Source organism: Microbacterium sp. CFBP9034, assembly GCF_034045255.1.
Classification (GTDB): Bacteria; Actinomycetota; Actinomycetes; order Actinomycetales; family Microbacteriaceae; genus Microbacterium.
Genome location: NZ_JAXCWC010000001.1, coordinates 1,266,079 through 1,288,946, shown reverse-complemented (window position 1 = coordinate 1,288,946; position 22,868 = coordinate 1,266,079). Strand labels below are relative to the sequence as shown.

General features: G+C 70.0%; 20 protein-coding genes. 7 read left to right on the top strand and 13 right to left on the bottom strand.

From position 1 onward, the window contains the following. Positions 1-37: 37 nt before the first annotated feature. Positions 38-1,996, bottom strand: coding sequence for a DUF6541 family protein (locus SOM19_RS05765; RefSeq protein ID WP_320485593.1), 1,959 nt, complete (start codon positions 1,994-1,996; stop codon positions 38-40). Positions 1,997-2,123: 127 nt separating this feature from the next. Here SOM19_RS05765 and rfbA point away from each other — a divergent pair, with 127 nt between their 5' ends. From rfbA to SOM19_RS05740, 5 genes are read left to right on the top strand one after another with little or no spacing between them, the layout of a single operon-like run. Beyond that, on the top strand, positions 2,124-2,993 hold the full coding sequence (gene rfbA, locus SOM19_RS05760) for a glucose-1-phosphate thymidylyltransferase RfbA (RefSeq protein ID WP_320485592.1): 870 nt from the start codon (positions 2,124-2,126) through the stop codon (positions 2,991-2,993). Beyond that, positions 2,993-3,991, top strand: a complete 999-nt coding sequence (gene rfbB / locus SOM19_RS05755) for a dTDP-glucose 4,6-dehydratase (protein WP_320485591.1) — start codon at positions 2,993-2,995, stop codon at positions 3,989-3,991. Before rfbA ends, rfbB begins: the two co-directional genes overlap by 1 nt. After that, positions 3,991-5,421 carry a bifunctional dTDP-4-dehydrorhamnose 3,5-epimerase family protein/NAD(P)-dependent oxidoreductase gene (locus tag SOM19_RS05750; protein WP_320485590.1) on the top strand — a complete coding sequence of 477 codons (1,431 nt, stop codon included), beginning with the start codon at positions 3,991-3,993 and terminating at the stop codon, positions 5,419-5,421. The genes rfbB and SOM19_RS05750 overlap by 1 nt, the downstream gene beginning before the upstream one ends. After that, positions 5,418-6,722, top strand: coding sequence for a UDP-glucose dehydrogenase family protein (locus tag SOM19_RS05745; protein ID WP_320485589.1), 1,305 nt, complete (start codon positions 5,418-5,420; stop codon positions 6,720-6,722). Before SOM19_RS05750 ends, SOM19_RS05745 begins: the two co-directional genes overlap by 4 nt. Positions 6,723-6,731: 9 nt before the next feature. Continuing rightward, entirely contained in the window at positions 6,732-7,658 is a 927-nt protein-coding gene (locus SOM19_RS05740; protein ID WP_320485588.1) for a glycosyltransferase family 2 protein, read from the top strand. A 3-nt stretch (positions 7,659-7,661) separates the two neighbouring features. Here SOM19_RS05740 and SOM19_RS05735 read toward each other — a convergent pair whose 3' ends face one another. The 9 genes from SOM19_RS05735 to SOM19_RS05695 all read right to left on the bottom strand — a co-directional run bounded on the left by SOM19_RS05735 (position 7,662) and on the right by SOM19_RS05695 (position 17,603). Then, positions 7,662-8,411 (bottom strand): ABC transporter ATP-binding protein, encoded by a 750-nt coding sequence (locus SOM19_RS05735; protein WP_320485587.1) that lies wholly within the window; start codon positions 8,409-8,411, stop codon positions 7,662-7,664. Further along, the gene (locus tag SOM19_RS05730) at positions 8,411-9,277 is read right to left on the bottom strand and encodes an ABC transporter permease (RefSeq protein ID WP_320485586.1); all 867 of its coding nucleotides are present in this window, start codon (positions 9,275-9,277) and stop codon (positions 8,411-8,413) included. Before SOM19_RS05730 ends, SOM19_RS05735 begins: the two co-directional genes overlap by 1 nt. A 123-nt stretch (positions 9,278-9,400) precedes the next feature. After that, positions 9,401-11,716, bottom strand: a complete 2,316-nt coding sequence (locus tag SOM19_RS05725) for an SH3 domain-containing protein (RefSeq protein WP_320485585.1) — start codon at positions 11,714-11,716, stop codon at positions 9,401-9,403. A 98-nt stretch (positions 11,717-11,814) separates the two neighbouring features. Then, complete coding sequence (locus tag SOM19_RS05720; RefSeq protein ID WP_320485584.1) at positions 11,815-12,936, bottom strand: glycosyltransferase; 1,122 nt, start codon at positions 12,934-12,936, stop codon at positions 11,815-11,817. A gap of 3 nt (positions 12,937-12,939) precedes the next feature. Beyond that, on the bottom strand, positions 12,940-14,379 hold the full coding sequence (locus SOM19_RS05715; protein ID WP_320485583.1) for an LCP family protein: 1,440 nt from the start codon (positions 14,377-14,379) through the stop codon (positions 12,940-12,942). Beyond that, the gene (gene purE / locus SOM19_RS05710) at positions 14,376-14,843 is read right to left on the bottom strand and encodes a 5-(carboxyamino)imidazole ribonucleotide mutase (RefSeq protein WP_320486670.1); all 468 of its coding nucleotides are present in this window, start codon (positions 14,841-14,843) and stop codon (positions 14,376-14,378) included. Before purE ends, SOM19_RS05715 begins: the two co-directional genes overlap by 4 nt. A gap of 127 nt (positions 14,844-14,970) precedes the next feature. Further along, entirely contained in the window at positions 14,971-16,107 is a 1,137-nt protein-coding gene (locus tag SOM19_RS05705) for a 5-(carboxyamino)imidazole ribonucleotide synthase (RefSeq protein ID WP_320485582.1), read from the bottom strand. A 61-nt stretch (positions 16,108-16,168) separates the two neighbouring features. After that, positions 16,169-16,732 (bottom strand): PH domain-containing protein, encoded by a 564-nt coding sequence (locus tag SOM19_RS05700; RefSeq protein ID WP_320485581.1) that lies wholly within the window; start codon positions 16,730-16,732, stop codon positions 16,169-16,171. A 73-nt stretch (positions 16,733-16,805) separates the two neighbouring features. Beyond that, entirely contained in the window at positions 16,806-17,603 is a 798-nt protein-coding gene (locus SOM19_RS05695; protein ID WP_320485580.1) for a biotin--[acetyl-CoA-carboxylase] ligase, read from the bottom strand. Between the two features lie 179 nt (positions 17,604-17,782). Here SOM19_RS05695 and SOM19_RS05690 point away from each other — a divergent pair, with 179 nt between their 5' ends. Continuing rightward, the gene (locus SOM19_RS05690; RefSeq protein WP_320485579.1) at positions 17,783-19,372 is read left to right on the top strand and encodes an acyl-CoA carboxylase subunit beta; all 1,590 of its coding nucleotides are present in this window, start codon (positions 17,783-17,785) and stop codon (positions 19,370-19,372) included. Further along, positions 19,369-19,602: an acyl-CoA carboxylase subunit epsilon gene (locus SOM19_RS05685; protein WP_320485578.1), complete on the top strand. Its 234-nt coding sequence runs from the start codon at positions 19,369-19,371 to the stop codon at positions 19,600-19,602. Before SOM19_RS05690 ends, SOM19_RS05685 begins: the two co-directional genes overlap by 4 nt. A 290-nt stretch (positions 19,603-19,892) precedes the next feature. Here SOM19_RS05685 and SOM19_RS05680 read toward each other — a convergent pair whose 3' ends face one another. Genes SOM19_RS05680 through SOM19_RS05670 form a run of 3 tightly spaced genes read right to left on the bottom strand, consistent with a single transcriptional unit; the run spans position 19,893 to position 22,859 of the window. Further along, positions 19,893-20,948, bottom strand: a complete 1,056-nt coding sequence (locus SOM19_RS05680; RefSeq protein WP_320485577.1) for a hypothetical protein — start codon at positions 20,946-20,948, stop codon at positions 19,893-19,895. Further along, the gene (locus tag SOM19_RS05675) at positions 20,945-22,192 is read right to left on the bottom strand and encodes a sensor histidine kinase (RefSeq protein WP_320485576.1); all 1,248 of its coding nucleotides are present in this window, start codon (positions 22,190-22,192) and stop codon (positions 20,945-20,947) included. Before SOM19_RS05675 ends, SOM19_RS05680 begins: the two co-directional genes overlap by 4 nt. Continuing rightward, positions 22,182-22,859 carry a response regulator transcription factor gene (locus SOM19_RS05670; protein WP_320485575.1) on the bottom strand — a complete coding sequence of 226 codons (678 nt, stop codon included), beginning with the start codon at positions 22,857-22,859 and terminating at the stop codon, positions 22,182-22,184. Before SOM19_RS05670 ends, SOM19_RS05675 begins: the two co-directional genes overlap by 11 nt. Between the last annotated feature and the right edge of the window lie 9 nt (positions 22,860-22,868).

Genomic DNA, 22,868 nt, shown 5'->3' with positions numbered 1-22,868 from the left:
ACCCATCCTATCGACGGGGCATGCGCGCCCCCGGCGTTCAGGCATCGCACGCGACGATCTCGTAGAGGCTGGCGTCGCCCTGGCTGTCGACGAGGCGGAGGCCGTCCGAGTCCGACAGGTCGGTCAGTCCGGGGTACACGTGCTCGCCCGGATGGACCTCTCGCCCGCCGAAGTCGAGCACGAAGCCGACGCCCAGCGCCTCCACCGCGCGGCACACCGCGTCGCCGGCCTCGGCATCGGCCAGCCCGTCGTTGATGCGCACCAGATCGTCGGTGTTCTCCATGAGCAGGTGCGGCATCAGCACCGGGCGATCCGCGAGCGCGAAAGCGAGGGAGGCGCCCGTCCAGGGGCTCCCCGCGATCGCGACGTCCGGCGGAACGTGGTCATCCACGCGTGACAGCAGCGCGCGCTCGTCCGCTGTGAGCAGGGCCGAGTCGGCGTCCGACGCGAAAGCGGCCGACGCGTTGCGCACCGCGACCGGTACGGGCGATCCCGCGCCGACCTGCATCGCGACGCCGAGCACCACCACGAGCACGCCGCCGATGCCGACGGCCGACCAGCGCGGCCAGTTGGCGGTCGCCGTGCGCACCGCCGTCCTCGATGCGATGAACGCCCAGGTGCAGGCGGCCCCGTAGGCCGCGAGGGGGATCATGCCGATCGGGAGAAGTGCAGCCAGCCGGGGAAGGTTGTTGTACCACGGTCCCGTGAACTCGTCGCGCAGGGTTTGCCACGGCAGCGCGGCGCAGATGATGTAGAGCGCCCCCGCTACGACGAATATGCCGACCGCCGCCATCGACGCCGGCGAGCGGCGGATGAGTGCCCAGACGATGCCGATGGCGACGGCGATGGCCGCCACCGCCGAGGCGGTCCGGTACCACGCGGCACCCGTGAGGACCTCGATGACCGCCTCCACCATCGTGCGCTGCAGCGGCCACAGCCGCGCCTCGCTCGGAGGACGGAGATAGTGGACGGCGGCGGCGCCGACAGCCAAGTAGGCGACCGAGCCGCCGGCGATCAGCCAACGCGACCCTGTCGACGCCGACGCGCGCCAGCTCATCACGACGAAGACGACGGCGAACGGCGCCGAGAGCGCCAGCCAGGCCACGAACGCTCCGGGGTGCGCCATCGCAAGTCCGGGCAGGATGCCGATCAGGGCGACGGCCCACCACCAGGCCCCCGGTGCGACGGCGCCCGGCACGATGCGCAGGAGCCGCAGCGTCACGGCCAGCGCCGCGGGCAGCAGCGCGACGCCGAGCTGATACGGGTAGAGCACGCCGTAGTCCATGAGAAGGAACGGGAAGACGGGGAGGGATGCCGCGAGCAGGCCGGTCGCGACGGAGAGCACCGGCGACCGGCCGAAGAGGGTCCGCACGAGCAGCAGGATCCCCAGCGGCCAGGCCACGGCGGCGATCGCGAAGGTCACGCCGTTGATCGCGACCGGTATCGACGCACCGGTCAGCTGGGCGACGACCGACACCACGCCATGCCAGGCGGCGGGGTAGAACCCCAACGCTCCCCCCGGGTTCGTCATCCGCCCGATGGTCAGCGAGGAGGCGCTCCCCGTGTCGAGCACGTACCGCACCGCGTTCAGATGGAACACGTTGTCGAAGGTCTGGGAGATGTTCTCGGGCGATCCGATGATCTCGACGAACCGCCAGCCGATGACGACGGCCGCCAGCAGCCCGCCGGCCAGCAGCCAGCCGTCGAAGCGCCGACGCGGAGCCGGCCGGGGGGCGTGACGGCGGGTGGCGTACCGCACCACGCCCAGCACGAGGCCCACCGCGGCCGCCACCAGCAGCACGGTGAGCGGCGACCATGGCACGCCCAGCCAAGTGCCCACGATCGCGGCGCCGCCCACGATCGTGACCGCGAACGCCGGGGCGACGGCGGCGAGCCAGTAGCCCCGAAGGCCGATGATCCACGCGAGGGGGACTCCGATGACGGCGAAGACGGCGACGGCCGCCAGGGCCGCCGAGGCGAACGCGAACCACTGCACGAGGAGAAGCCTTCCTGACCGACGCACCGGGGAGAGGCGGGTCGCTCAAGGATAGCGATGGCTTGCCTGGGGAGCCGCCGTGACGCCCTGCAGGCTCGCAGGAGGCGACATGGCAGGATGGAGTCTCGTGAAAGGCATTATCCTCGCCGGTGGTTCCGGGACTCGACTGCATCCCATCACGCTCGGCGTGTCGAAGCAGCTGATTCCCGTCTACGACAAGCCGATGGTCTACTACCCGCTCTCGACGCTGATGCTGGCGGGGATCCGGGACATCCTCGTGATCACGACGCCGCACGACGCCCCGTTCTTCGAGCGACTGCTCGGTGACGGCTCCCGTTTCGGGGTGAATCTCTCGTTCGCTGTGCAGCCGTCGCCGGACGGCCTGGCGCAGGCCTTCACGATCGGAGCCGACTTCATCGGCGACGACAAGGTCGCGCTGGTGCTCGGCGACAACCTGCTCTACGGGCCGGGCCTGGGCACGCAGCTGAAGCGCTACGCGGAGGTCGACGGCGGCGCCGTGTTCGCCTACTGGGTGGCCGAGCCCGAGGCTTATGGCGTGGTGGAGTTCGATGAGGCGGGTCGCGCCGTGTCTCTGGAGGAGAAGCCGGAGCACCCCCGCAGCAACTACGCGGTCCCCGGCCTGTACTTCTACGACAACGACGTGGTTCAGATCGCTCGCGACCTCCAGCCCAGCCCCCGTGGCGAGTACGAGATCACCGATGTGAACCGGGCGTATCTGGAGCGCGGCTCGCTGCAGGTCGAGGTCCTTCCTCGCGGAACGGCCTGGCTCGACACCGGGACGTTCGATCAGATGACGGATGCCGCGGAGTACGTCCGCACCATGCAGCGTCGCACCGGTCTGAGCATCGGCGTTCCGGAGGAGGTCGCCTGGCGACAGGGATTCCTCAGCGATGACGAACTGCGCGCACGGGCAGAGAAGCTCGTGAAGTCCGGCTACGGCACCTACCTGCTCGAAACCCTGGAAAGAGGTCACTGATGGCCCGGCTGCTCGTCACCGGAGGTGCCGGGTTCATCGGCTCCAACTTCGTCCACCACGTCGTGGAGCACACCGATCACCACGTCACCGTGCTCGACAAGCTGACCTACGCCGGGAACCGCGCCTCCCTGGCCGGCCTCGCGCCGGATCGGGTCGAGCTCGTCGAGGGCGACATCGCCGACCCGTCGATCGTGGATGAGCTGTTCGCACAGAACGACGCGGTGGTGCACTACGCGGCCGAGTCGCACAACGACAACTCGCTGCACGACCCGCGCCCGTTCCTGGACACGAACATCATCGGCACCTACACGCTGCTCGAAGCGGCCCGGCGCCACGGCACCAGGTTCCACCACATCTCGACCGACGAGGTCTACGGCGACCTGGAGCTCGATGACCCGGGCCGGTTCACCGAGAACACGCCGTACAACCCGTCCTCGCCGTACTCGTCCACCAAGGCCGGGTCCGACCTTCTCGTGCGCGCCTGGGTGCGATCCTTCGGGGTGCAGGCGACCATCAGCAACTGCTCGAACAACTACGGCCCCTACCAGCACGTCGAGAAGTTCATTCCTCGCCAGATCACCAACGTCCTGCGCGGCATCCGTCCGAAGCTCTACGGAGCGGGCGAGAACGTGCGCGACTGGATCCACGCCGACGACCACTCCTCGGCGGTGCTCACCATCCTGGACAAGGGCGTCATCGGCGAGACGTACCTCATCGGCGCGGACGGCGAGCGCGACAACAAGCAGGTGGTCGAGCTCATCCTCGAGGTCATGGGCCAGCCGCGCGACGCCTACGACCACGTGACGGACCGCGCCGGTCACGATATGCGCTACGCGATCGACTCGACCAAGCTGCGCAGCGAGCTGGGCTGGAGCCCCCAGTACGGCGACTTCGACGCCGGACTCGCCGCGACGATCGAGTGGTACCGCGACCACGAGGATTGGTGGGGCCCTGCCAAAGACGCCACCGAGGCGTTCTACGCCTCGAAGGGCCAGTGATGGCGGAGTTCGGCAAGGCTCTCGGCTCGACCGAGACGCCGATCCCCGGTCTGACCATGTGGGACCTGCCCGTCCACGGCGACAGCCGTGGGTGGTTCAAGGAGAACTGGCATCGCCGGAAGATGGGCGATGCGGGCCTGCCCGACTTCGGTCCCGTCCAGAACAACGTCTCGTTCAACGACGCGGTCGGCACCACCCGCGGCATCCACGCCGAGCCGTGGGACAAGTTCGTCTCGGTCGCCACGGGCCGCATCTTCGGCGCCTGGGTCGACCTTCGCGAGGGCCCGACGTTCGGGGCGGTGTTCACCACCGAGCTCGATCCGTCACGGGCCATCTTCGTGCCACGCGGCGTCGGAAACGCGTACCAGACCCTCGAACCGGACACCGCCTACGTCTACCTGGTGAACGATCACTGGTCGCCGAACGCGTCCTACACCTTCCTCAACCTCGCCGATGAGACGGCGGCGATCGCCTGGCCGATCCCCCTCGACAGCGCGGAGGTCTCGGAGAAGGACCTCGCCCATCCGCGGCTCGCGGACGTCACGCCGATGGGACCGCGCAAGACGCTGGTGCTCGGGGCGAACGGGCAACTGGGCCGGGCCCTGCGATCAGAATTCGGAGGCGACCGGCACGTCGAGTACGCCACGCGGGCCGACCTCGACGTCAGCGCCGGCGACCTCGCCACCGCGCGCCCGTGGCGCGACTACGGCGTCATCATCAACGCGGCCGCGTACACCGCGGTGGATCTCGCGGAGACGGCGGACGGCCGTCGGGAGGCATGGGCGGCCAATACGACAGGCGTCGCCGCGCTCGCCCGGATCGCGACCGAGAACGGGATCACGCTCGTTCACGTCTCCAGCGACTACGTGTTCGACGGGTCCTCCGACCGCCCGTACGTCGAGGACGACCCGGTGTCCCCCCTGGGCGTCTACGGACAGACGAAGGCCGCCGCAGACGCCGTCGTGCAGTCCGTCTCCCGCCACTACGTCGTGCGGACCTCGTGGGTCATCGGCGAGGGCAAGAACTTCGTCGGCACGATGGCGGGCCTCGCCGAACGGGGAGTGAACCCCAAGGTCGTCGACGATCAGCGCGGACGCCTGACGTTCACCGCGGAACTCGCCCGGGGCATCCGTCACCTGCTCGACGCTGACGCGCCCTACGGGACCTACAACCTGACCGGATCCGGCGCGGCCATGACGTGGGCGGAGATCGCGCAGAAGGTCTTCGGCCTCACGGGTCACGACGCCGACCGGGTGACCGGCATCGGGACGGACGAGTACTTCGCGTCTGCGACCGGCCCGGTCTCACCCCGGCCCCGTATGAGCGTGCTCGACATCGCCAAGATCGAATCCACCGGCTTCTCCCCGGAGGATGCAGCGACGGCCCTCGAACGGTATGTCGAGGGCGCGTCATGGAGGAAGGCCGAATGAAGCTCAGTGTGATCGGCTGCGGATACCTGGGAGCCGTCCACGCCGCGGCGATGGCGTCGATCGGCCACGAGGTGATCGGCATCGATGTCGACGCCGCCAAGGTCGAGAGCCTCTCGCGCGGCGATGCCCCGTTCTTCGAGCCGGGCCTGGGCGACCTCCTTCGTGCGGGCGTCGACAGCGGGCGGCTGCGATTCACGACCGACATGGCGGGGGCCGCCGGCTCTGCAGTCCACTTCGTCGCCGTGGGCACTCCGCAGCGCCGGGACGGCGCGGGTGCCGACCTGACGTTCGTCGACGCGGCGGTGAATGCGCTCCTGCCCCACCTCGGCCCCGACGACCTCGTGGTGGGAAAGTCCACCGTTCCGGTGGGAACCGCGCAGCGCCTGCAGCCGCTGGTCGAAGAGCGCGGCGCGTCGATCGCCTGGAACCCGGAGTTCCTGCGGGAAGGCTTCGCGGTCAAGGACACGCTGGAGCCCGATCGCCTGGTCTACGGCGTCGGCGGCCAGACCTCCGACCGCGACGTCGCGACGCTCGACGAGGTCTACGCGCCCGCGATGGCCACCGGCACCCCGAGGATCGTCACGGACTACGCGACGGCCGAGCTGGTCAAGGTGTCGGCCAACGCCTTCCTCGCCACGAAGATCTCGTTCATCAACGCGATGGCCGAGATCGCCGAGGCCACGGGGGCCGACGTCACCATGCTCGCCGACGCCATCGGGCACGACGCCCGCATCGGCCGCAGGTTCCTGAACGCGGGCGTCGGCTTCGGCGGCGGATGCCTCCCGAAGGACATCAGGGCGTTCGCGGCACGGGCCGAGGAGATCGGCCGAGGCGAGTCCGTCCAGTTCCTCAAGCAGGTCGACGAGATCAATCTGCGCCGGCGTCAGCGCGTCGTCGACCTCATCGTCGACTCGTTCGACGGGTCGCCCAACGGACGACGCGTCGTCGTGCTCGGACTCGCGTTCAAGCCGGACTCGGACGACACCCGCGACTCCCCCGCGCTCGACGTCGCCGTGCGCCTGCACGGCCTCGGCGCGGACGTGGTGTGCACCGACCCCGAGGCGATCGGGAACGCGCAGCGGCAGCATCCGCAGCTCTCGTACGTGGCCGATGTCGAGGAGTCGCTGCAGGGCGCCGAGGCCGTCGTGCTGGTGACGGAGTGGTCCGTCTACCGGCACCTCGACCCGGCCCGGGTCGGTGAGCTCGTGGCGCGTCGTGTGATGGTCGACGGCCGCAACTGCCTCGACCCCGTCGCCTGGCGCGACGAGGGCTGGACGTACTTCGGACTGGGAAGGCCCTAGGGTGCACGCATGACCGATGCGAGTGTGGCCATCGTCGTCCGCACCAAGGATCGACCCGACTTCCTCGTCCGCGCGCTCGCCAGCATCACGGGCCAGACGCTCGGCACCTGGGAGTGCGTGATCGTCAACGATGGCGGCGCGGCGGAACCCGTCGATGCCGCCATCGCCGCCCTCCCCGCAGAGGCGAGGGACCGCTTCCGCGTTCTGCACGCCCCGGTGTCGCGCGGCCGCTGGGTCAGCGCGAATGCCGGCGTCCTCGCGACGTCCGCGCCCCTGCTGGTGCTCCACGACGACGACGATTCGTGGCACCCGGAGTTCCTGGAGCGCTCGGTGGGGTACCTCGCCGATCATCCCGACCGACGCGGCGTGGTGTCGCGGATCGAAATCCTGTGGGAGGAGCGCACGCGCAGCGGCCTGGAGGTCGTCCGCCGCGAGGTCTTCCAGCCGCAGCTCCCCGCTCCCACGCTGTCGGACACGCTGCTGTTCAACCGGTTCGTGCCGATCGCCTTCGTCTACCGCCGCAGCCTTCACGAGGAGCTCGGCCTCTATGACGAGAGCCTCCCGGTCGTGGGCGACTGGGCGTTCAATCTGAAGGTCCTCGCGCGCTACGCCCTCGACTACCTCGGCGACGAGCCGCTGGCCTATTGGCACCAGCGGGTCGGAGTGGCCGGTGCGGACGGCAACAGCGTCATCGAGTCACGCGGCACCCATGCCCTGTACGACGCCCGCATCCGGGACGCTGCACTGCGGGACTATGCCGACGAGAACGGGCTCGGGCTGCTCCTCTATCTGACGCGCTTCATCGACACGCGGTTCGTGGAGGTGGAGAACGGCATCCGGGCCGAGATCGTCGCGAACTCGCTGTGGCGTCGCATCGGCCGTCGGCTCCACACCGACCGCCTCAGGCGTGCCGGCGGTCGGGGCTCCGCGACGTAGACGTCAGCCGGTCAGTGCCTCGATCGCGGCTTCGACGGGTCCATCGAAGGTCTTCTTGCCCCGCGAGATCACGATGCCGCGCTCGCAGAGCTCGCGGACCATGTTCATGTCGTGGCTGACCACGAGCATGGTCACGCCCTTCGCGGTGAGCTCCTTGATCTTCTCGGCGCACTTGGCGCGGAACGGAGCATCTCCCACCGAAAGCACTTCGTCCACGAGCAGGACGTCCAGTTCCACGTGGATCGCCACAGCGAACGCGAGTCGCATGAACATCCCGGAGGAGTAGTGCTTGACCTCCTGATCGATGAACTCGCCGATCTCGGAGAACGCCACGATGTCGTCGAACCGTTCGTCGATCTCGGACTTCTGCATCCCGAGGATCGCGGCGTTCAGATAGACGTTCTCGCGGCCGGAGAGATCGGGATGGAACCCGGCACCCACCTCGATGAGGCCGGCCACGCGTCCGCGAGTGAAGACCCGGCCGCGGTCCGGTTCCAGCACACCGGAGACCAGCTTCAGCGTGGTCGACTTCCCCGATCCATTGAGGCCGAGCACGGCGACGGCTTCACCCTCACCGACCTGGAAGCTCACGTCGTCCAGTGCAAGGAACTCGTCTGCCCGCACCTTCTTCTTGCGGACCCAGCCGACGAAAGCCTCCTTGAAGGAGTGCGCGTTGCGCTTGAGGAAGATCTTCGTGACGCCGTCGACGATGATAGACGGTGGCGTGACGGTCTGAGCGAGGAGTTCGGGCATCACAGATCCTGGGCGAAGGTGCGCTCGAAGCGTCGGAAGGTGGACTGCCCGATCAGGAGCGATGCGACACAGATCGCGAGGGCGATCGCGATATAGACGCCGAACGACGGCGGAAGTCCGTGACTGGTCGTGGCGGTCGGCTCCCAGAACCCGAGGTGGAACAACTCGACTGCGACAGCCAGTGGATTCGACATGTACACGGCGAACATCCATGCCGGGAGCTTCTCGGCGACAAGCACCCACAAGTAGAGAACGGGCGAGGTCCAGACCGAGAACATCCGGATGATCTCGACGATGTTCTGAGCGTCACGGAACCGCACGTTGATCCCGCTGAAGAACAATCCGAGCCCGAGGGCGAACATGACGACGATGAGCGTCCCCAGGAGGACGGCACCCACGCCGATCAGCGACGGCGTCCACCCGACGAGAATGCATACGACGAGAAGAATGGCGACCTGCGGAAGGAAGTGGACGAACGCGACGATGATCGCAGCGATGGGGAACAGCTCGCGAGGGAGATAGATCTTGCGGACGAGCGAGCCGTTGTCGACGATGGCCGTGGTGGCATTCCCGAACGCCTCGTTGAAGAGATTGATGATGACGATGCCGCTGAAGAGGTAGATCGCGAAGTTGTCGATCCCGTGCCCGCCGAGGATGAACCCCATGACGAAGTAGTAGACGGCGAACTGAGCCGCGGGCTTGACGTACGACCATGTCCAGCCGAGGACCGAGTTCCGGTAGCGCGTCGCGGTGCCCTTGCGCACGAGCAGATTGAGCAGATACCGCCACCGGAAGACGTCGAGGATGCCCCGGCCGCGTCCTGGCACGTCGTAGTTCGCGAGATCGATTGTTGTCACGTAGTGCATCTTTCAAGAAGCGGGCGGCGTCTGAGTCCACAGCGTGGGCGGCCCCGAAGAATCTTAGCCGTGCCGCTCCTGACGATTCGCCCAGCGCGGCCCACCGCCGCGCCCGGCGCTGTCGAGGCTGCGTCAGCCCGACACCCACTTCGCAAGCTGCGAGCGCAGCACCCACCGCTGACCCTCCGGCAGAGACAGCTTGATCCAGAGGCCGTCGGATGTGACCTGGACTGCCGCTGCCTTCGTTCCCGCAGCCAGAGTTCTCGCATCGACGGAACAGCTCGCCGTCGGAGCGAGACGTGCGACGGCCGCCGCGCCGGCAACATACGTCAGCTTGGCCGCCCGCGCATCGGCCGGCTGGGGGCACGACTCGGCTGTCGTGGCATAGCGAACCGACTGCCTTGGCACCCACGCATCGCCGCCGTGCGGATCCACGTTGATCCACGTGCCGTCGACCGTCGCCTCGATGGCGGTCACCAGGGACCCGGCAGCGAGCGCGGCGGATGACCCGCACATCGTCCGCGCCGTCGCATAGGCCGGGCTGTCCATCAGCAGAACATAGCTGCGCGACGCCGTGCGCACGTCGATCGGTGCCGCGCAGACCTCGGCCGTGGTCGCAGTCCGCAAGGCGACGCGGGCGATCCATCGGTCTCCTGAGGAGAGGGACACCCTGATCCAGTCCCCGGCGATCGTCGCCGAGAACGCAGTCAGGACCGTCCCGGCGGCGACGCCGCCGGACGATTCCGCACACGCGGCTGACGGAGCGGTCCTTGCGATCGCGCCGCCGTCGACGACGACATAGCTTCGACTGGCGGTTTTCTCCGCAGGGGCGACAGTGCAGGCGGCACCAGCCGAGACTCGAGTGAGATGGCTGCGCGTGAGCCACACCTCTCCGCGCCCGCTGGTCACCTTGACCCAGTCTCTTGCGGCACTCGCCTCCAGCGCCTGGACCACTGTGCCGCCTGAGATCGGCGCGGCTCCGAGGGAGCAGCCACTCTGCGGCGCCTGACGAGCGGTCGTTCCGAGGTCGCGGACGATGTAGTGGTACCCAGCCGAGCTGACACCCCCGGGGATCGCGCACGGGGTCTCCGCGGTCGTCGCGCGACGCAGCACCGCGCGGTCGACCCACCGATCGGCGGCGCCGGCGTGGACCTTGACCCACTTGCGGTCGGCGCTCACGCTGATGGCCTGGACGATCGTGCTCGACGTCATCGCCTCAGCGCCGGTGGCGCAGCCGCCGTTCGGCACGGTGCGGGCAAGGGTGTCGGCAGTCGTCACGTACGCGTACTGGGCTGCGCTCACGCGTCCCGGGAGCGCACAGGCGCTTTCGGCTGTCGTCGCATAGCGGAGGTACGCGCGCGCCACCCACCGTCCGCCCGAGGCGGTGTCCACCTTGAGCCAGTCCCCCCACACGGCCGTCGCGCGGACCACGGTGTCGAGCGGGAGCTTCATGAGGCTGGTGGTGCAGGCCGTACTGGGCCCGAGCCGTGCGTTGAGGACGTCGGCGGTGACGACGTACGCCTTCGCTGCGGGGGCGGCGGAGGAGGGCTGTGCGCACGCATTGGCGACGATCTGCGTCGAGCCGAACCAGTCGGTGAAGAACTGGTAGAAGTTGCGGTTGCCGTACGCGGAGCAGCCGTCACCCTCGCCGTAGCCGGCGCGGATCGCGGCGGCGTTGGGCTGGTAGGGCGTGTAGTAGTACAGGTTGGCGGTGGCCTGGTTCTGCACGTACACCGGCGACGAGCCGCAGCCGCGGTCGGGGTTGTAGAGGATGTTCCAGGTCTTCCCGGGGGCATACCAGGTGAAGAAGCTGCTCGTTCCCGGCGGGTTCGCGTAGCGCTTGAGCTGCCACGCACCCCCGTACACCTGGTTGAAGAAGCCGTAGTAGCGCGTGTCGCAGGCGGCGGTGTCGGGGCAGCCCTGCCCCATCGCCGCGCGATAGTGCCTGGCCTCGGGCGCACTCGACAGGATGAGGCCCTGCTCCTTCTGGAGCATGACCAGGATCACCTGCGGGTTCAGTCCGCACGCCTGCGCGACGCGGTGGATGATCCGCGATGCCCGCTCGCGGACACCGCCGGAGTATGCCCCGCACATCGGGTCCGCGGTGGTCGTGCGAGAGGTGTCGTAGTAGTCCTTGAGGCACGTGTACCCCGCCCGGCAGGCCGGCATCTTCGACTGCAGGAACGCCTGGATCTGCGCCTCTGTCATCGTCGCCCTGTTGAAGAAGACGGCGTCGCTGATGATGTTGCCGGGCTGGAACTTGGACAGGTCCGCGGCCTTCACGATCCCGGAGGCGACCGACGCGGGCGCCGCAACGGCGGCGGACTGCGCCGCCGTCGCTGTGCCCGCGGGCACGAGAGTCGCGCCCAGCAGCGCGAGCAGCGCCACGACGACCCCGATGTACACCCGTGAAGACGCGCGTGCGTCACCCCTGCTAGCCCCCGCCATGTGATCAGTGTGACGGAAGTGACGGATGACTACAACATCTGTCCCACATCCCGATCATCGACACGCCCATTTCAGCGCACTCGCGGGAAGTCCGGGCATCACAGCTCCGCGTGCAGCAACCAGACCTTGTCGGCGGCCTCGCGCCAGGAGAACGCCCGCCCGCGATCGCCGGCGAGCACCGCCAGACGGTCGGCGGCCGATGTCGTGGCGAGACCGGCGGCCAGGGCTGCTCCGAGCCCTTCGGCGAGGGACGAGGCATCCGCCGCCTTCACCACGGTCCCCCCGTCGACCACCACCTCGGCGTGCACGGCGGATTCGGCCGCGATCACCGGCACGCCGAGCGTGAGGGCGTCGACCACGCGCCAGGGGAACCCGGTGAGCCGACTGGGTGCGACGAACGCGAGCGCCGCGCCGAACACGGCGGCCCGGTCCTCGGCGGCGAGAGCGCCGCGAACGTGAAGGCGACGCTCGGGCAGCCCCGCGGCAGCGGCGAGATCGGCGACGGCGGGCTCGTGTCCGTCCTCGACGTCGATGACGACGACCGGGAGGTCGACCCCGGATGCGACGACCGCCGCCAGGCCCACATCGAGGGCGTCGGAGGCGACCGGGCCACCGGCGAGAAGAACGAATCCCTCGGGCAGGTTCAGCTCCCGCCGGCGCCCGACCTCATCGGTCGGCACGGCGAAGCCGAGCGGGGAGGCCCCTGCGATCACGCGGAGCCTGTCGCCGAGCGGCGCGATCTCGCCCAGTCGCTCGGCGATCGAGTGGGTGGGCGTGACCACGGCGTCGGCGAACCTCACCGCCCGCTTGAGCATGGCGCGGTACCAGCCGACGGCCGAGCGTGACAGCTCTCCGGGCGACTCCCAGGGCCGCAGGTCCCAGACCGTCACCACCGTCTGATCGTTGTCGTGGAGGCGGTCGTGACGGACCAGCGGCGCGAAGAGCGTGGGCGAGTGGATCATGCCGCCGCCGATGCCGGTGCCGACGCCGAGCTGCATCGCGGCGGCGAGCTCGCGACGGGCCAGTGCCGTCCGTCGCACGCCGGCGAGTCCGGGAACGGAGAGCTCGGCGTCGCCGCCGGACGGTGCGATCGCCTCGACGTCGCAGCCGGACGGTGCGCCGATCACCAGGGCACGTGCGAGATGACGGGATGCCTCGGCGAGGATCGGCTCCGTCGGCGCCACCAGCTGGTCGAGCACGACTCGGAGAGTGGCGACCACGGCTCAGCCCTCCGGGTTCGGGGTCGCCGTCGGCGGATGCAGCGTCGTGCGCACGAGCTCTTGGACGTACGCGAAGTCCGGCGCGTACTCGTCGACACCGCCGTTGGGAGTGAGTTCGATGGTGTTCACCGGCAGCTCGCGCGCCTTGAGGGCGAGCTCTGCGAGGAAGGGGATGAGCGACTGGGGCAGATCGGTCTGCACGATGTCGGCACCCGCCGCCGACACCTCCTGGAACCGGGTCAGCACCGTCTGCGGTGTGAACTGCGCGAGGATCGCCTGCTGCAGGATGCGCTGGCGCTCCATGCGGTCGAAGTCGTCGGTCGTGTACCGCGATCGCGCGTACCACTGCGCCGTGTCGCCGTTCATGTGCTGCGGTCCCGCCTCGATCCATCCCGTCGCCCACTCGTCGACGGGCTGGCCGTCGTACGCGGGTCCGCCGCCCATCGGAAGACGCTCCGCCACCGTGATGTCGACACCGCCGAGCGCGTCGACGAGGGAGGCGAAGCCGTGCATGTCGACGAACACGTAGTACGGGATCTCGATGCCGAGGATCCCCTCCGCGGCGTCCTTGGTCGCCTCGATCCCGGGGGCGGAGCCGTTCGCACGGGCTTCGGGGTAGATGACGTCCCCGTCCTGGCAGACCTCGACCTCGGTGCGCAGCTGGTTGACGCCGCTCCCCCATCCGCAGTTCGGGTCGGCGTGACCCTGGTGCCCGTCGGGGTAGCGGTCCTGCATCGGGCCCTCGGAGAACGGGAAGTTCGGCATGTCGCGCGGGATGCCGGTGATCGTCGTCGCGCCCGTCACGGCGTTGACCGACACCACCGAGATGCTGTCGAAGCGCATGGAGTCGCGCCCCGCGCCGCTGTCGGCTCCGAGCAGCAGGATGTTGTAGTACCCGTCGGACGGCGGGACCGACGGCCCGCTCGCACCGAAGATCGCGCCGAGCGTGCTGCGCGTGGTGCCCACGACGTTCGCCGCGTAGACGGCAGTGCCGCTCGCCACGACGAGAAGGGCGACGGCCAGCGCCGTGATGCCGAAGCGGGCGATGCCTCCCGTTCGGACGAGGCGCACCAGACGAAGGGTGTCGATGGTCAGGACGATCCAGAGGAGCGCATAGGCGACGAAGAGCACCTGTGCGGCCGTCAGCGCGAACCAGTTGGTCGCCAGCGTGAAGAAGACGGGCTGCCACAGCACGGCGCACAGCACCGCGAGGATCGCCAGGACCCACATCGCGAGCGTGGCGGCGACGCCCACCCGGCCGAGCCGCCGGTTTCCGGCGAGCACCTGAGCGGATCCGGGGAGGAGGAAGTTGGCGACGACGAGCCACCAGCCGCGGCGGGTCATCATGGCGCGCGAGGCCGAGTCGGGGTGGCGCAGGGGGCGCTCCTCGACGAGGGCGGCGGTCGGGCGCGACGTGGGCCGCGGCGGGCTCGCGACGCTCACAGCGACTCCTTGAGCCGCCGGTTCTTCTCCTCGACCTGAGCCTCGAGGGAGCGTGCGTACTCCTCCACGCGCTCGGCCAGGGCGACGTCGGCGGTCGCGAGGATGCGGGTGGCCAGCAGGCCGGCGTTCTTGGCGCCGTTGATGGAGACCGTCGCGACCGGGATGCCGGCGGGCATCTGGACGATGCTGAGGAGCGAGTCGAGTCCGTCGAGCGTCGAGAGCTGCACCGGGACGCCGATCACGGGGACCGCGGTGAGCGACGCCAGCATGCCGGGCAGATGCGCGGCACCGCCGGCACCCGCGATGATCGCCTTGAGACCGCGCCGGCGCGCCTCCCGGCCGTAGCGCATGAGCTTGTCGGGCGTCCGGTGGGCCGAGACGACCTCCACCTCGTGCGGGATGTCGAAGTCGGTGAGGATCTGCGACGCGTCGCTCATCACACGCCAGTCCGAGTCGGAGCCCATGACGACGCCGACCAGGGGCGCCTCGGAAGAATGCAGCGGCCGGATCACCGGTCCAGGCTAGGGCGCGAGTCTGGAAGAACCCCGCAACGGCGCGGCCCGGCACCGGATCGGGGAGCGCCTTCCCTCGTCAGTCGAGGAAGAAGGATGCCGCCGCTCGCGCCCGGTAGGCGACATCGGGGAGGTCGCTCCCCGAGACGGTGACATGACCCACCTTCCGGCCCGGGCGCGGAGCCTTGCCGTAGGTGTGGATCTTGGAGCCGGGATGCTCGGCCATGGCGCTCGCGAACCTCGCGTCGATCGATCCGTCCGCGGGGCCGCCCAGGATGTTGACCATCACCGACCACGGCGCACTCGCCCCGGTGTCCCCCAACGGGAGGTCGAGCACGGCGCGCAGGTGCTGCTCGAACTGGCTGGTCACCGCGCCGTCCTGTGTCCAGTGCCCGCTGTTGTGCGGACGCATCGCCAGCTCATTGACGAGCAGCCGCTCATCCGTCGTCTCGAAGAGCTCGACGGCGAGCATCCCGGTCACGCCGAGTCCCTCGGCGATCGCCGTGCCGATGCCGGCCGCGACCTCCCGCAGGCGGTCGGAGCCGTGCGGCGCCGGCGCGAGCACCTCGGCGCAGATGCCGTCGCGCTGCACGGTCTCGACGACGGGATAGACCGCGACGTCGCCGGAGGGGCGGCGTGCCACCTGCTGGGCGAGCTCGCGCGAGAAGTCCACCAGCTCCTCGACGAGAAGCGCTCCGCCGCGGGCGTCTTCGGCGAGAGTCGCGAACCAGTCATCGGCCTCGGTCGCCGCGCTCACGACACGGACTCCCTTGCCGTCGTAGCCGCCGCGCGGCGTCTTGACGACGGCGCGTCCGTCGTGGGAGTCGAGGAACGCCTGCAGCTCTTCGGGCCCGGCCACGGCGGCCCAATCCGGCTGCGGCATCCCGAGCTCGGCCAGGCGGGCACGCATGACCCGCTTGTCCTGAGCGACGGCGAGCGCTGCAGGGCCGGGGTGCACGGCGACGCCCGCCTCGACGAGCACCGCCAGCACGTCCTGAGGAACGTGCTCGTGGTCGAAAGTCACGACGTCGACCTCCCGGGCGAAGGCGAGCACGGTGTCGGCGTCGCGATAGTCGCCGACCGCCGTCGCGGCGAGAGCCGCCGACATGCCCTCGCCTTCGGCGAGCACACGCAGCTCGATGCCGAGCTCCACCGCCGGCGCGATCATCATGCGGGCCAGCTGCCCGCTTCCCACCACTCCGACTCGCAGAGCCATGCCGCCACCTCTTCCCATCGACCGATGTCCATCATCCCGCACGAGCGCGAGAGCACGGGCCTCAGCGGACGGGAGCCGGCGGCGGCGGGGGCAGGGGCGGCTGGGCGTCGCGGTGAGCCAGGATCTGGTTCACCTCGACCTGGTCGATGAGCGCCTCCTGCACGAGGTCGACGCTGGGCACGTCGACCAGGCGCAGCGGCGCGTCGACGCCGTTGGTGAGGGTCAGCGTGCCGGCTCCCCACATCCGCTGCAGGATGCCGCGCCGCACCTGGATCGTGTAGCCGCGGACGTGTGCCAGCTCCCGGCGACGTGCGGCGAGGATCCCGGATCGCTCGACCACCCGGCGGGTCGTGATCGTGTAGATGTGCGCGAACCAGGTCAGGAACGGAAGCACGACGAGCAGCAGCACCACGACGCCCGCCGCCGCGAAGAGCATCCAGTCCTCGGCCGGCGACGGCAGGTTGCCGTAGAAGTACCCGCAGGCACCGGCGACGGCGATGAGCACGAGGGCAGACCACACGAGGCGTCGGGCGTGGCCGCGGAACCTCGCGACGCGCAGCTCGGGCGTGGGCGCGCCCGGTGCCGGCGTGAGCGGTCTGCCGCCGTAGCTGATCGGCTGCGTCATGGTCCCATTGTGCGGGTGGCGGCCGACGCTGCCGTCACGCACCGCCGTTCGGCGTCACGCGGGATCGCGCGTGTCAGCGGACGTGCACCACGTCGCCGGCCGATACGGCGCTCTCGAACTCGGATTCCTGCTCCACGACGAGGCGTCCGTCGAGGTCGATGCGCTGCGCCCGGCCTCGAAGGACCTCCCCGTCGGGGAGCGAGACCGCGACGTCGCTTCCGACGGTCGAGCAGAGCGCCTCGACCTCGGCGTGGACGCCGGAGCTGGCAGGATCACCGCCTGCCGCGGCGAGCGCCGACAGCTGCTCGTCGAGAGCCGTGAGGTAATCGGCGAGGAGCCGGTCATCGTCGGCTTCGAGCCCGAGCGCCTCGAACGATGTGGCCGTCTCCACCGGGAGGTCGGTCTTGGGCATCCGGGTATTGACTCCGGCGCCGACGACGATGGCATCGGGGTGGCCGGGCACGACCTCGGCCAGGATGCCGCACAGCTTCGCCCCGTCCAGGAGGACGTCGTTCGGCCACTTCAGCGTGGCACTGTGGCCGGTGCCCCTCACCTGCGCCGCGACCGCGCGCGTCATCGCCGCGCCGGCGATCAGCGGGACCCAGCCGCGCCATGCCTGCGGGATGCCGTCCACGCGGACGACCACCGAGATCGCGAGCGCGGTGCCCGGCGGGGTGGTCCACGAGCGGTCGAGACGCCCGCGCCCGGCCCGCTGGTCGGTCGTGAGGAGGAGCGAGAGATGCGGCCACTCCGCAGGGGCGTCCAGCACGTGCCGGACGACGTCGGCGTTCGTCGAGTCCGTCGACTCGACCACCTGCACCCGCGGGCTCACGGCGGCTGTCAGGGGGTACCCGTCCGTGGAGATCGACATGGGTTCACGGTACGCCTCTCCCCGTGGCGCGGCGAGCGCCGTCGCCTCGCGAACCGGACGGCGTCACTCCGTCCGGGGCGCCGGCTGCGGCATCCGAATCCCGAACCGACAGTGGATCCGCCGCCCCGTTGTGCAAACCCTCCAACGTCTGCGGGAACCCCGCCGATAGGGTGGAACGCGTGACCGATCAGCCCGACCTCTCGACGACCGCCGGCAAGATCGCCGACCTCCGCGCGCGCTACCAGGAGGCAGTCCTCGATGCGGAGGTCGTCGCCCAGCAGAAGCAGCACGCGAAGGGCAAGGGCACAGCGCGCGAGCGCATCGACCTGCTCGTCGATCCGGGCAGCTTCGTCGAGCTCGACGAATACGTGCGCCATCGCACCACCGCGTTCGGCATGGACAAGTCCCGTCCGTACGGCGACTCCGTCGTCACCGGCGTCGGCACGATCCACGGCCGCACCGTCGCGGTGTACGCCCAGGACTTCTCGACGTTCGGCGGATCGCTGGGCGAGGTGGCCGGCGAGAAGATCATCAAGGTGATGGAGCTGGCGCTGCGCAGCGGCATCCCGATCGTGGGAATGCTCGATTCCGGCGGCGCCCGCATCCAGGAGGGCGTGGTCGCACTCGGCAAGTACGGCGAGATCTTCCGCCTCAACACGCAGGCCTCGGGCGTGATCCCCCAGATCTCGATCATCATGGGTCCCGCCGCGGGCGGCGCGGTCTACTCCCCCGCCCTCACCGACTTCGTCGTCATGGTGGACAAGACCAGTCAGATGTTCGTCACCGGCCCCGACGTCATCAAGACGGTGACGGGCGAGGACGTCGGCATGGACGAACTCGGCGGCGCGCACACGCACAACACCCGCTCCGGCGTCGCCCACTACCTCGCCGAGGACGAGGACGACGCGATCGACTACGTCCGCACGATGCTCAGCTTCCTCCCCGACAACAACATGGCGGAGCTGCCGGTCTACGAGACGGGCTTCGAGTTCGAGACGACGGATGCCGATCGCGCACTGAACACGATCATCCCCGACTCGCCGAACCAGCCGTACGACATCCATGCCGTCATCCGCGGGATCATCGACTCCGAGGACTTCCTCGAGGTGCAGCCGCTGTTCGCCCCGAACATCGTGATCGGGTTCGGACGCATCGAGGGCCGCTCGGTCGGCATCATCGCGAACCAGCCGTCGCAGATGGCCGGCACGCTGAACATCGAGGCGGGCGAGAAGGCCAGCCGCTTCGTGCGCTTCTGCGACGCGTTCTCGATCCCGATCGTGACGCTGGTCGACGTGCCCGGCTACCTCCCGGGCACCGACCAGGAGTGGACCGGTGTGATCCGCCGCGGCGCGAAGCTGCTCTACGCCTACGCAGAGGCCACAGTGCCGCTGGTGACGGTGATCCTCCGCAAGGCCTATGGCGGCGCGTACATCGTCATGGGGTCGAAGCAGCTGGGCGCCGACATCAACCTCGCGTGGCCGACCGCCGAGATCGCGGTCATGGGCGGCCAGGGCGCCGTCAACATCCTCTACCGCGGCGAGATCAAGCGCGCCGAGGAGGCCGGCGAAGACGTCGCTGCCGTGCGGACCAGGCTCGCCAACGAGTACACCTACAACGTCGCCTCGCCCTTCCTGGCAGCGGAGCGGGGGGAGCTCGACGGCATCATCGAACCGGCTCAGACGCGGGTGTCCATCGCGAAGGCGCTGCGCGCACTGCGGGGAAAGCGCGCGTCGCTGCCGCCGAAGAAGCACGGGAACATCCCGCTGTGACCGGTCAGGCGGACGACACGACCGACGGCGTCAGGATCGACGTCCGCCGCGGCTCGCCGACCGACCACGAGCTCGCCGCCCTGCTGGCGGTTGTGAGCGAGGCGTACTCGAGCGAGGCCGCCGAGGCGGTCGCGCCGGAGGACACCGTGCGCAGCTCCTGGTCGCTGACACAGCGCAATCTCCGGCAGCCGCTGCGCCGCGACGTGGGCTGGGGCCGCTTTTCCGGGTGATCTTGCGTGTCCCCCGAAATACCTACAGACGGGGGGCTTGCGCTCCGGCGATACTTGAACCGCTGGAACGCTTCTGCGTTCGGCTGACTCGCTCTCCGCTCTGCGGCAGATCCGGGTTCGGCCACGCGGGCTGTTTTCGGGTAACAGTCCGCCAGGCGAGGGGCGGGCGGCTTCGCCGCCCCTCGCCTCCTTCAACTCCGCTCCCCGCCTCGGTTCCCCTCCCCCTCCGAGACGGGGAGCGAACTGTGTACGCGGGTCGCTGAGCGATCCAGGTGACGCGGTGCGGCGAGTCAGCCGGCCCTGGGGTGCGGGATCTCCCGCCACAGGTCGACGCCGTCCTCATCGGAGGGCGCTCCCACCGCCGGCGACCGCCCCACGACGGTGACCGCGACGCGCTCGTCCGGCGACGTGCGGATGTACAGGCGCTCCGAGCTCGCCGAGCGAAGCGCATCCGCCAGCTGAGCGCGGATGATCGCGAGGGTCTCTTCGTCCAGGCCCTCCAGTCCGCCCTCGTCGAGCACGGTCACGTTCGCGCCGCGGCGTCGTGCGCGTTCCAGCTCGGCCCGCACCTCCTCGTCGAGGAGCCGCGGCCCGCGCATCTCGTCGCGGAGCCGTCCCTCCGCCAGCCGGGCCTGGAGTCGCTCGTCGTCGCTGAGCGAGCCGCCCGTCGCGACGGTGCGGGTGAGCACCGGCCCGGCGACCGCGAGCGCCTCCTGAACCTGGACCCGCCGCTCCCGCTGCCGCACCGCCTGTGAGGCCTGCCAGCCCGACGCCGCACGCTGCAGCTGCGCGAGTCGCGCCGTGTCACGCGCCGCTCGGTCCATCGACCGCACGAGGAGCTGTGCCGAAGCGACCCAGACAATCGATCCGACGAGGCCGAGCGCGAGCGCGGCGGCCGCGCCCATCCAGACCATCGACGCGATCGCGAGGATCGCGGTTCCGATCCAGGCGGTCCACGGCCTCCGCCGCACCATGACGATCGTCATCAGCGCCCCGATCCCGCCCAGGTACCAGGTCGCGAAGGAAGCCGTGCGCGAGTCAGGGCCGACCGCGAAGGCGATGGCGCTGGGCACGATGATCGCGCAGGCGAGGGCGAGACCCTGTGCCACCGCGGGAAGCTTCGAGGGGCCGCGGGCGGTGGGAGCGGCCGCCGCGTCGCCCTCCGTCGGTGGCGCGGCCGGCTCCCAGAAGATGCAGAGCCACGTGGTGGCGAGGTACATCCCCAGCGTGGCGACGACGACGAGGGGCTGCGGGACCGGTACCGAGCCCCACCACAGTCCGCGGGCCGCCAGGTATGCGGTGAGAGCCACGCCGAGTGCGATGAGGACGTTCTTGACGCTGATCACGCGACGCCCTCCTGCCAGCCCAGCCGGACGATCGTCCCGCGATGCCCGGTCTCGATGTCGGCGGTTCCGCCGACGGCGGCGACACGGGCGAAGATCGACGCCCGGATGCCGAGCCTGTCGTCCGGCACATCCTCCAGGTCGAAGCCCTCGCCGGTGTCGCTCACCTCGATGTCGACGCGGTTCCCCCCGGCGGTGACGGACACGCTGAGGCCGACGCCTCCGGCGTGCTCGACGGCGTTCGCGATGGCCTGCGTGGCGGCGAGGGTCAGCGCCCGAGCGACTCTTCCGGGGACCGACGGCTCGTCCGCCGAGACGGACCGCCGCACCGCCAGCTCGACCCCGACCTCGAGCGCACCCGCCTCGATCTCGTCCGCGAGCGAGTCGGCGTGGCGCGGCTCGTCCGGCCCCTCGTGCGCGTCCTGCTCCGTGTTGGCGAGTCGGGTCAGCGCTTCGCGGGCCATCGCCGCGGCCAGCGTGCGCGCCCTCGGCGTCTCGGCGCGCTCGGCGGCGATGAGCGCTGCGAGCACGCTGTCGTGCATGAGAGCGGCGACCGCCACGCGCTCCTTCTCCAGGGCATCGGCCGCCGCGGCCTGCGCGTAGGACGAGACCGCCCGCGCGCGTGTCTCGTCCACGTTCGCCGCGACGGAGCGGAAGAGCCAGCCGAGGGTGAGGATCACGCCGCCGAGGATCAGGGCGAACGAGACGTCGAGAGCGACGGAGACCCAGAAGTCGGGCGCGAGGTTGCCCTGGATGAGCCGGACGATCCCGAACAGCATGGGCGCGAGGATCGTCCAGACGATCTGCAGCGGGAACGGGAAGGCGAGGACGGCCGCCATCGTGGCGAGGTTGACCAGGTACCAGATCCACGGCGGCTGTTCGGCGACCGGAACGATGCCCGCCGTCGCGATCGGCCAGACGGCGAGGGCGAGCACATAGACGAGGGCGAAGACCCCCGCCGTCAGCCGCACACCGCGTCCGATGAAGCACGCGAGGATCATGATGGCCAGTGGCACGAAGACGCCGGCCATGAGCGGCACGTGCCAGCCCGGGCGCTCCTCATCGGGTCCGAGGGCGCTGAGGAAGGCCTGCGTCCCGAGCACGAGCGAGCCGAAGCCCGCGACCAGGGTGATGATCCGCTCGACCCGCGTGCGGGTGAAGGACCCGATGCCGGATGTCGCCTCCCGCGAGTGCGGGATGTGGCCCCACGCGCTGTCGAGGATCCCCGTCGGTGCGTCAGCCGCCACGGACCACGTTCTCCGGGTCGGCGGCCGACTGCGCGAGGATGCCGTCCTCCATCGCCCGCCGCAGCAGGTCGACCTTCGTCGGGGCCGGGCGGCCGACCTCCACGTACTTGACGCGCACGCGGGTGATGTTCTCCTTGGCCGTGGAGTAGGCCACCCCGAGTCGATCGGCGACCACCTTGAGCGGCAGGCCGGCCGCATAGAGCCGCAGCACCTCGCGCTCTCGCGCGGACAGCTGGGCGTCTGCGAACTCCCGGTCGCCCTCCACGGCGCTGGCCCATTCGACATTGTTGAGCGGCTCGCCGCGAGCGACGGTCCGCACGGCAGCGATCACGTCGTCGATCGGCGAGGACTTGCTCACCACACCGGCGGCCCCGGCGGCGAGCGCCTCACGTACGGCGGCCGGGCGATCCGCGACGCTGTGGATGATCACGCTGGAGCCGTCGCTCACGAGCCGCGTGACGTTCTCTCTGACGGTGGTGCCGTCGCCGAGCGTCAGGTCGAGCACCACGACGTCGGCGGGCGCCGCGCCGCTGAAGGCGCGCCACTGGATGTACTCGGTCACCGTGCTCCCCGAGAAGACGACCTCTTTCGTCTTCGCGCGCGCGCACGCCGCCTCGAGCCCGAGTCTCACGGACTCATGGTCGTCGATCAGCGCCACGCGGGTCATGCGGCCAGC

Excerpts from the sequence above, each read along its gene's own strand:
- rfbB (WP_320485591.1), top strand. The coding sequence starts at position 2,993 with ATGGCCCGGCTGCTCGTCACCGGAGGTGCCGGGTTCATCGGCTCCAAC.
- SOM19_RS05750 (WP_320485590.1), top strand. The coding sequence starts at position 3,991 with ATGGCGGAGTTCGGCAAGGCTCTCGGCTCGACCGAGACGCCGATCCCC.
- SOM19_RS05745 (WP_320485589.1), top strand. The coding sequence starts at position 5,418 with ATGAAGCTCAGTGTGATCGGCTGCGGATACCTGGGAGCCGTCCACGCC.
- SOM19_RS05740 (WP_320485588.1), top strand. The coding sequence starts at position 6,732 with ATGACCGATGCGAGTGTGGCCATCGTCGTCCGCACCAAGGATCGACCC.
- SOM19_RS05735 (WP_320485587.1), bottom strand. The coding sequence starts at position 8,411 with ATGCCCGAACTCCTCGCTCAGACCGTCACGCCACCGTCTATCATCGTC.
- SOM19_RS05730 (WP_320485586.1), bottom strand. The coding sequence starts at position 9,277 with ATGCACTACGTGACAACAATCGATCTCGCGAACTACGACGTGCCAGGA.
- SOM19_RS05725 (WP_320485585.1), bottom strand. The coding sequence starts at position 11,716 with ATGGCGGGGGCTAGCAGGGGTGACGCACGCGCGTCTTCACGGGTGTAC.
- purE (WP_320486670.1), bottom strand. The coding sequence starts at position 14,843 with ATGGGCTCCGACTCGGACTGGCGTGTGATGAGCGACGCGTCGCAGATC.
- SOM19_RS05705 (WP_320485582.1), bottom strand. The coding sequence starts at position 16,107 with ATGGCTCTGCGAGTCGGAGTGGTGGGAAGCGGGCAGCTGGCCCGCATG.
- SOM19_RS05700 (WP_320485581.1), bottom strand. The coding sequence starts at position 16,732 with ATGACGCAGCCGATCAGCTACGGCGGCAGACCGCTCACGCCGGCACCG.
- SOM19_RS05695 (WP_320485580.1), bottom strand. The coding sequence starts at position 17,603 with ATGTCGATCTCCACGGACGGGTACCCCCTGACAGCCGCCGTGAGCCCG.
- SOM19_RS05670 (WP_320485575.1), bottom strand. The coding sequence starts at position 22,859 with ATGACCCGCGTGGCGCTGATCGACGACCATGAGTCCGTGAGACTCGGG.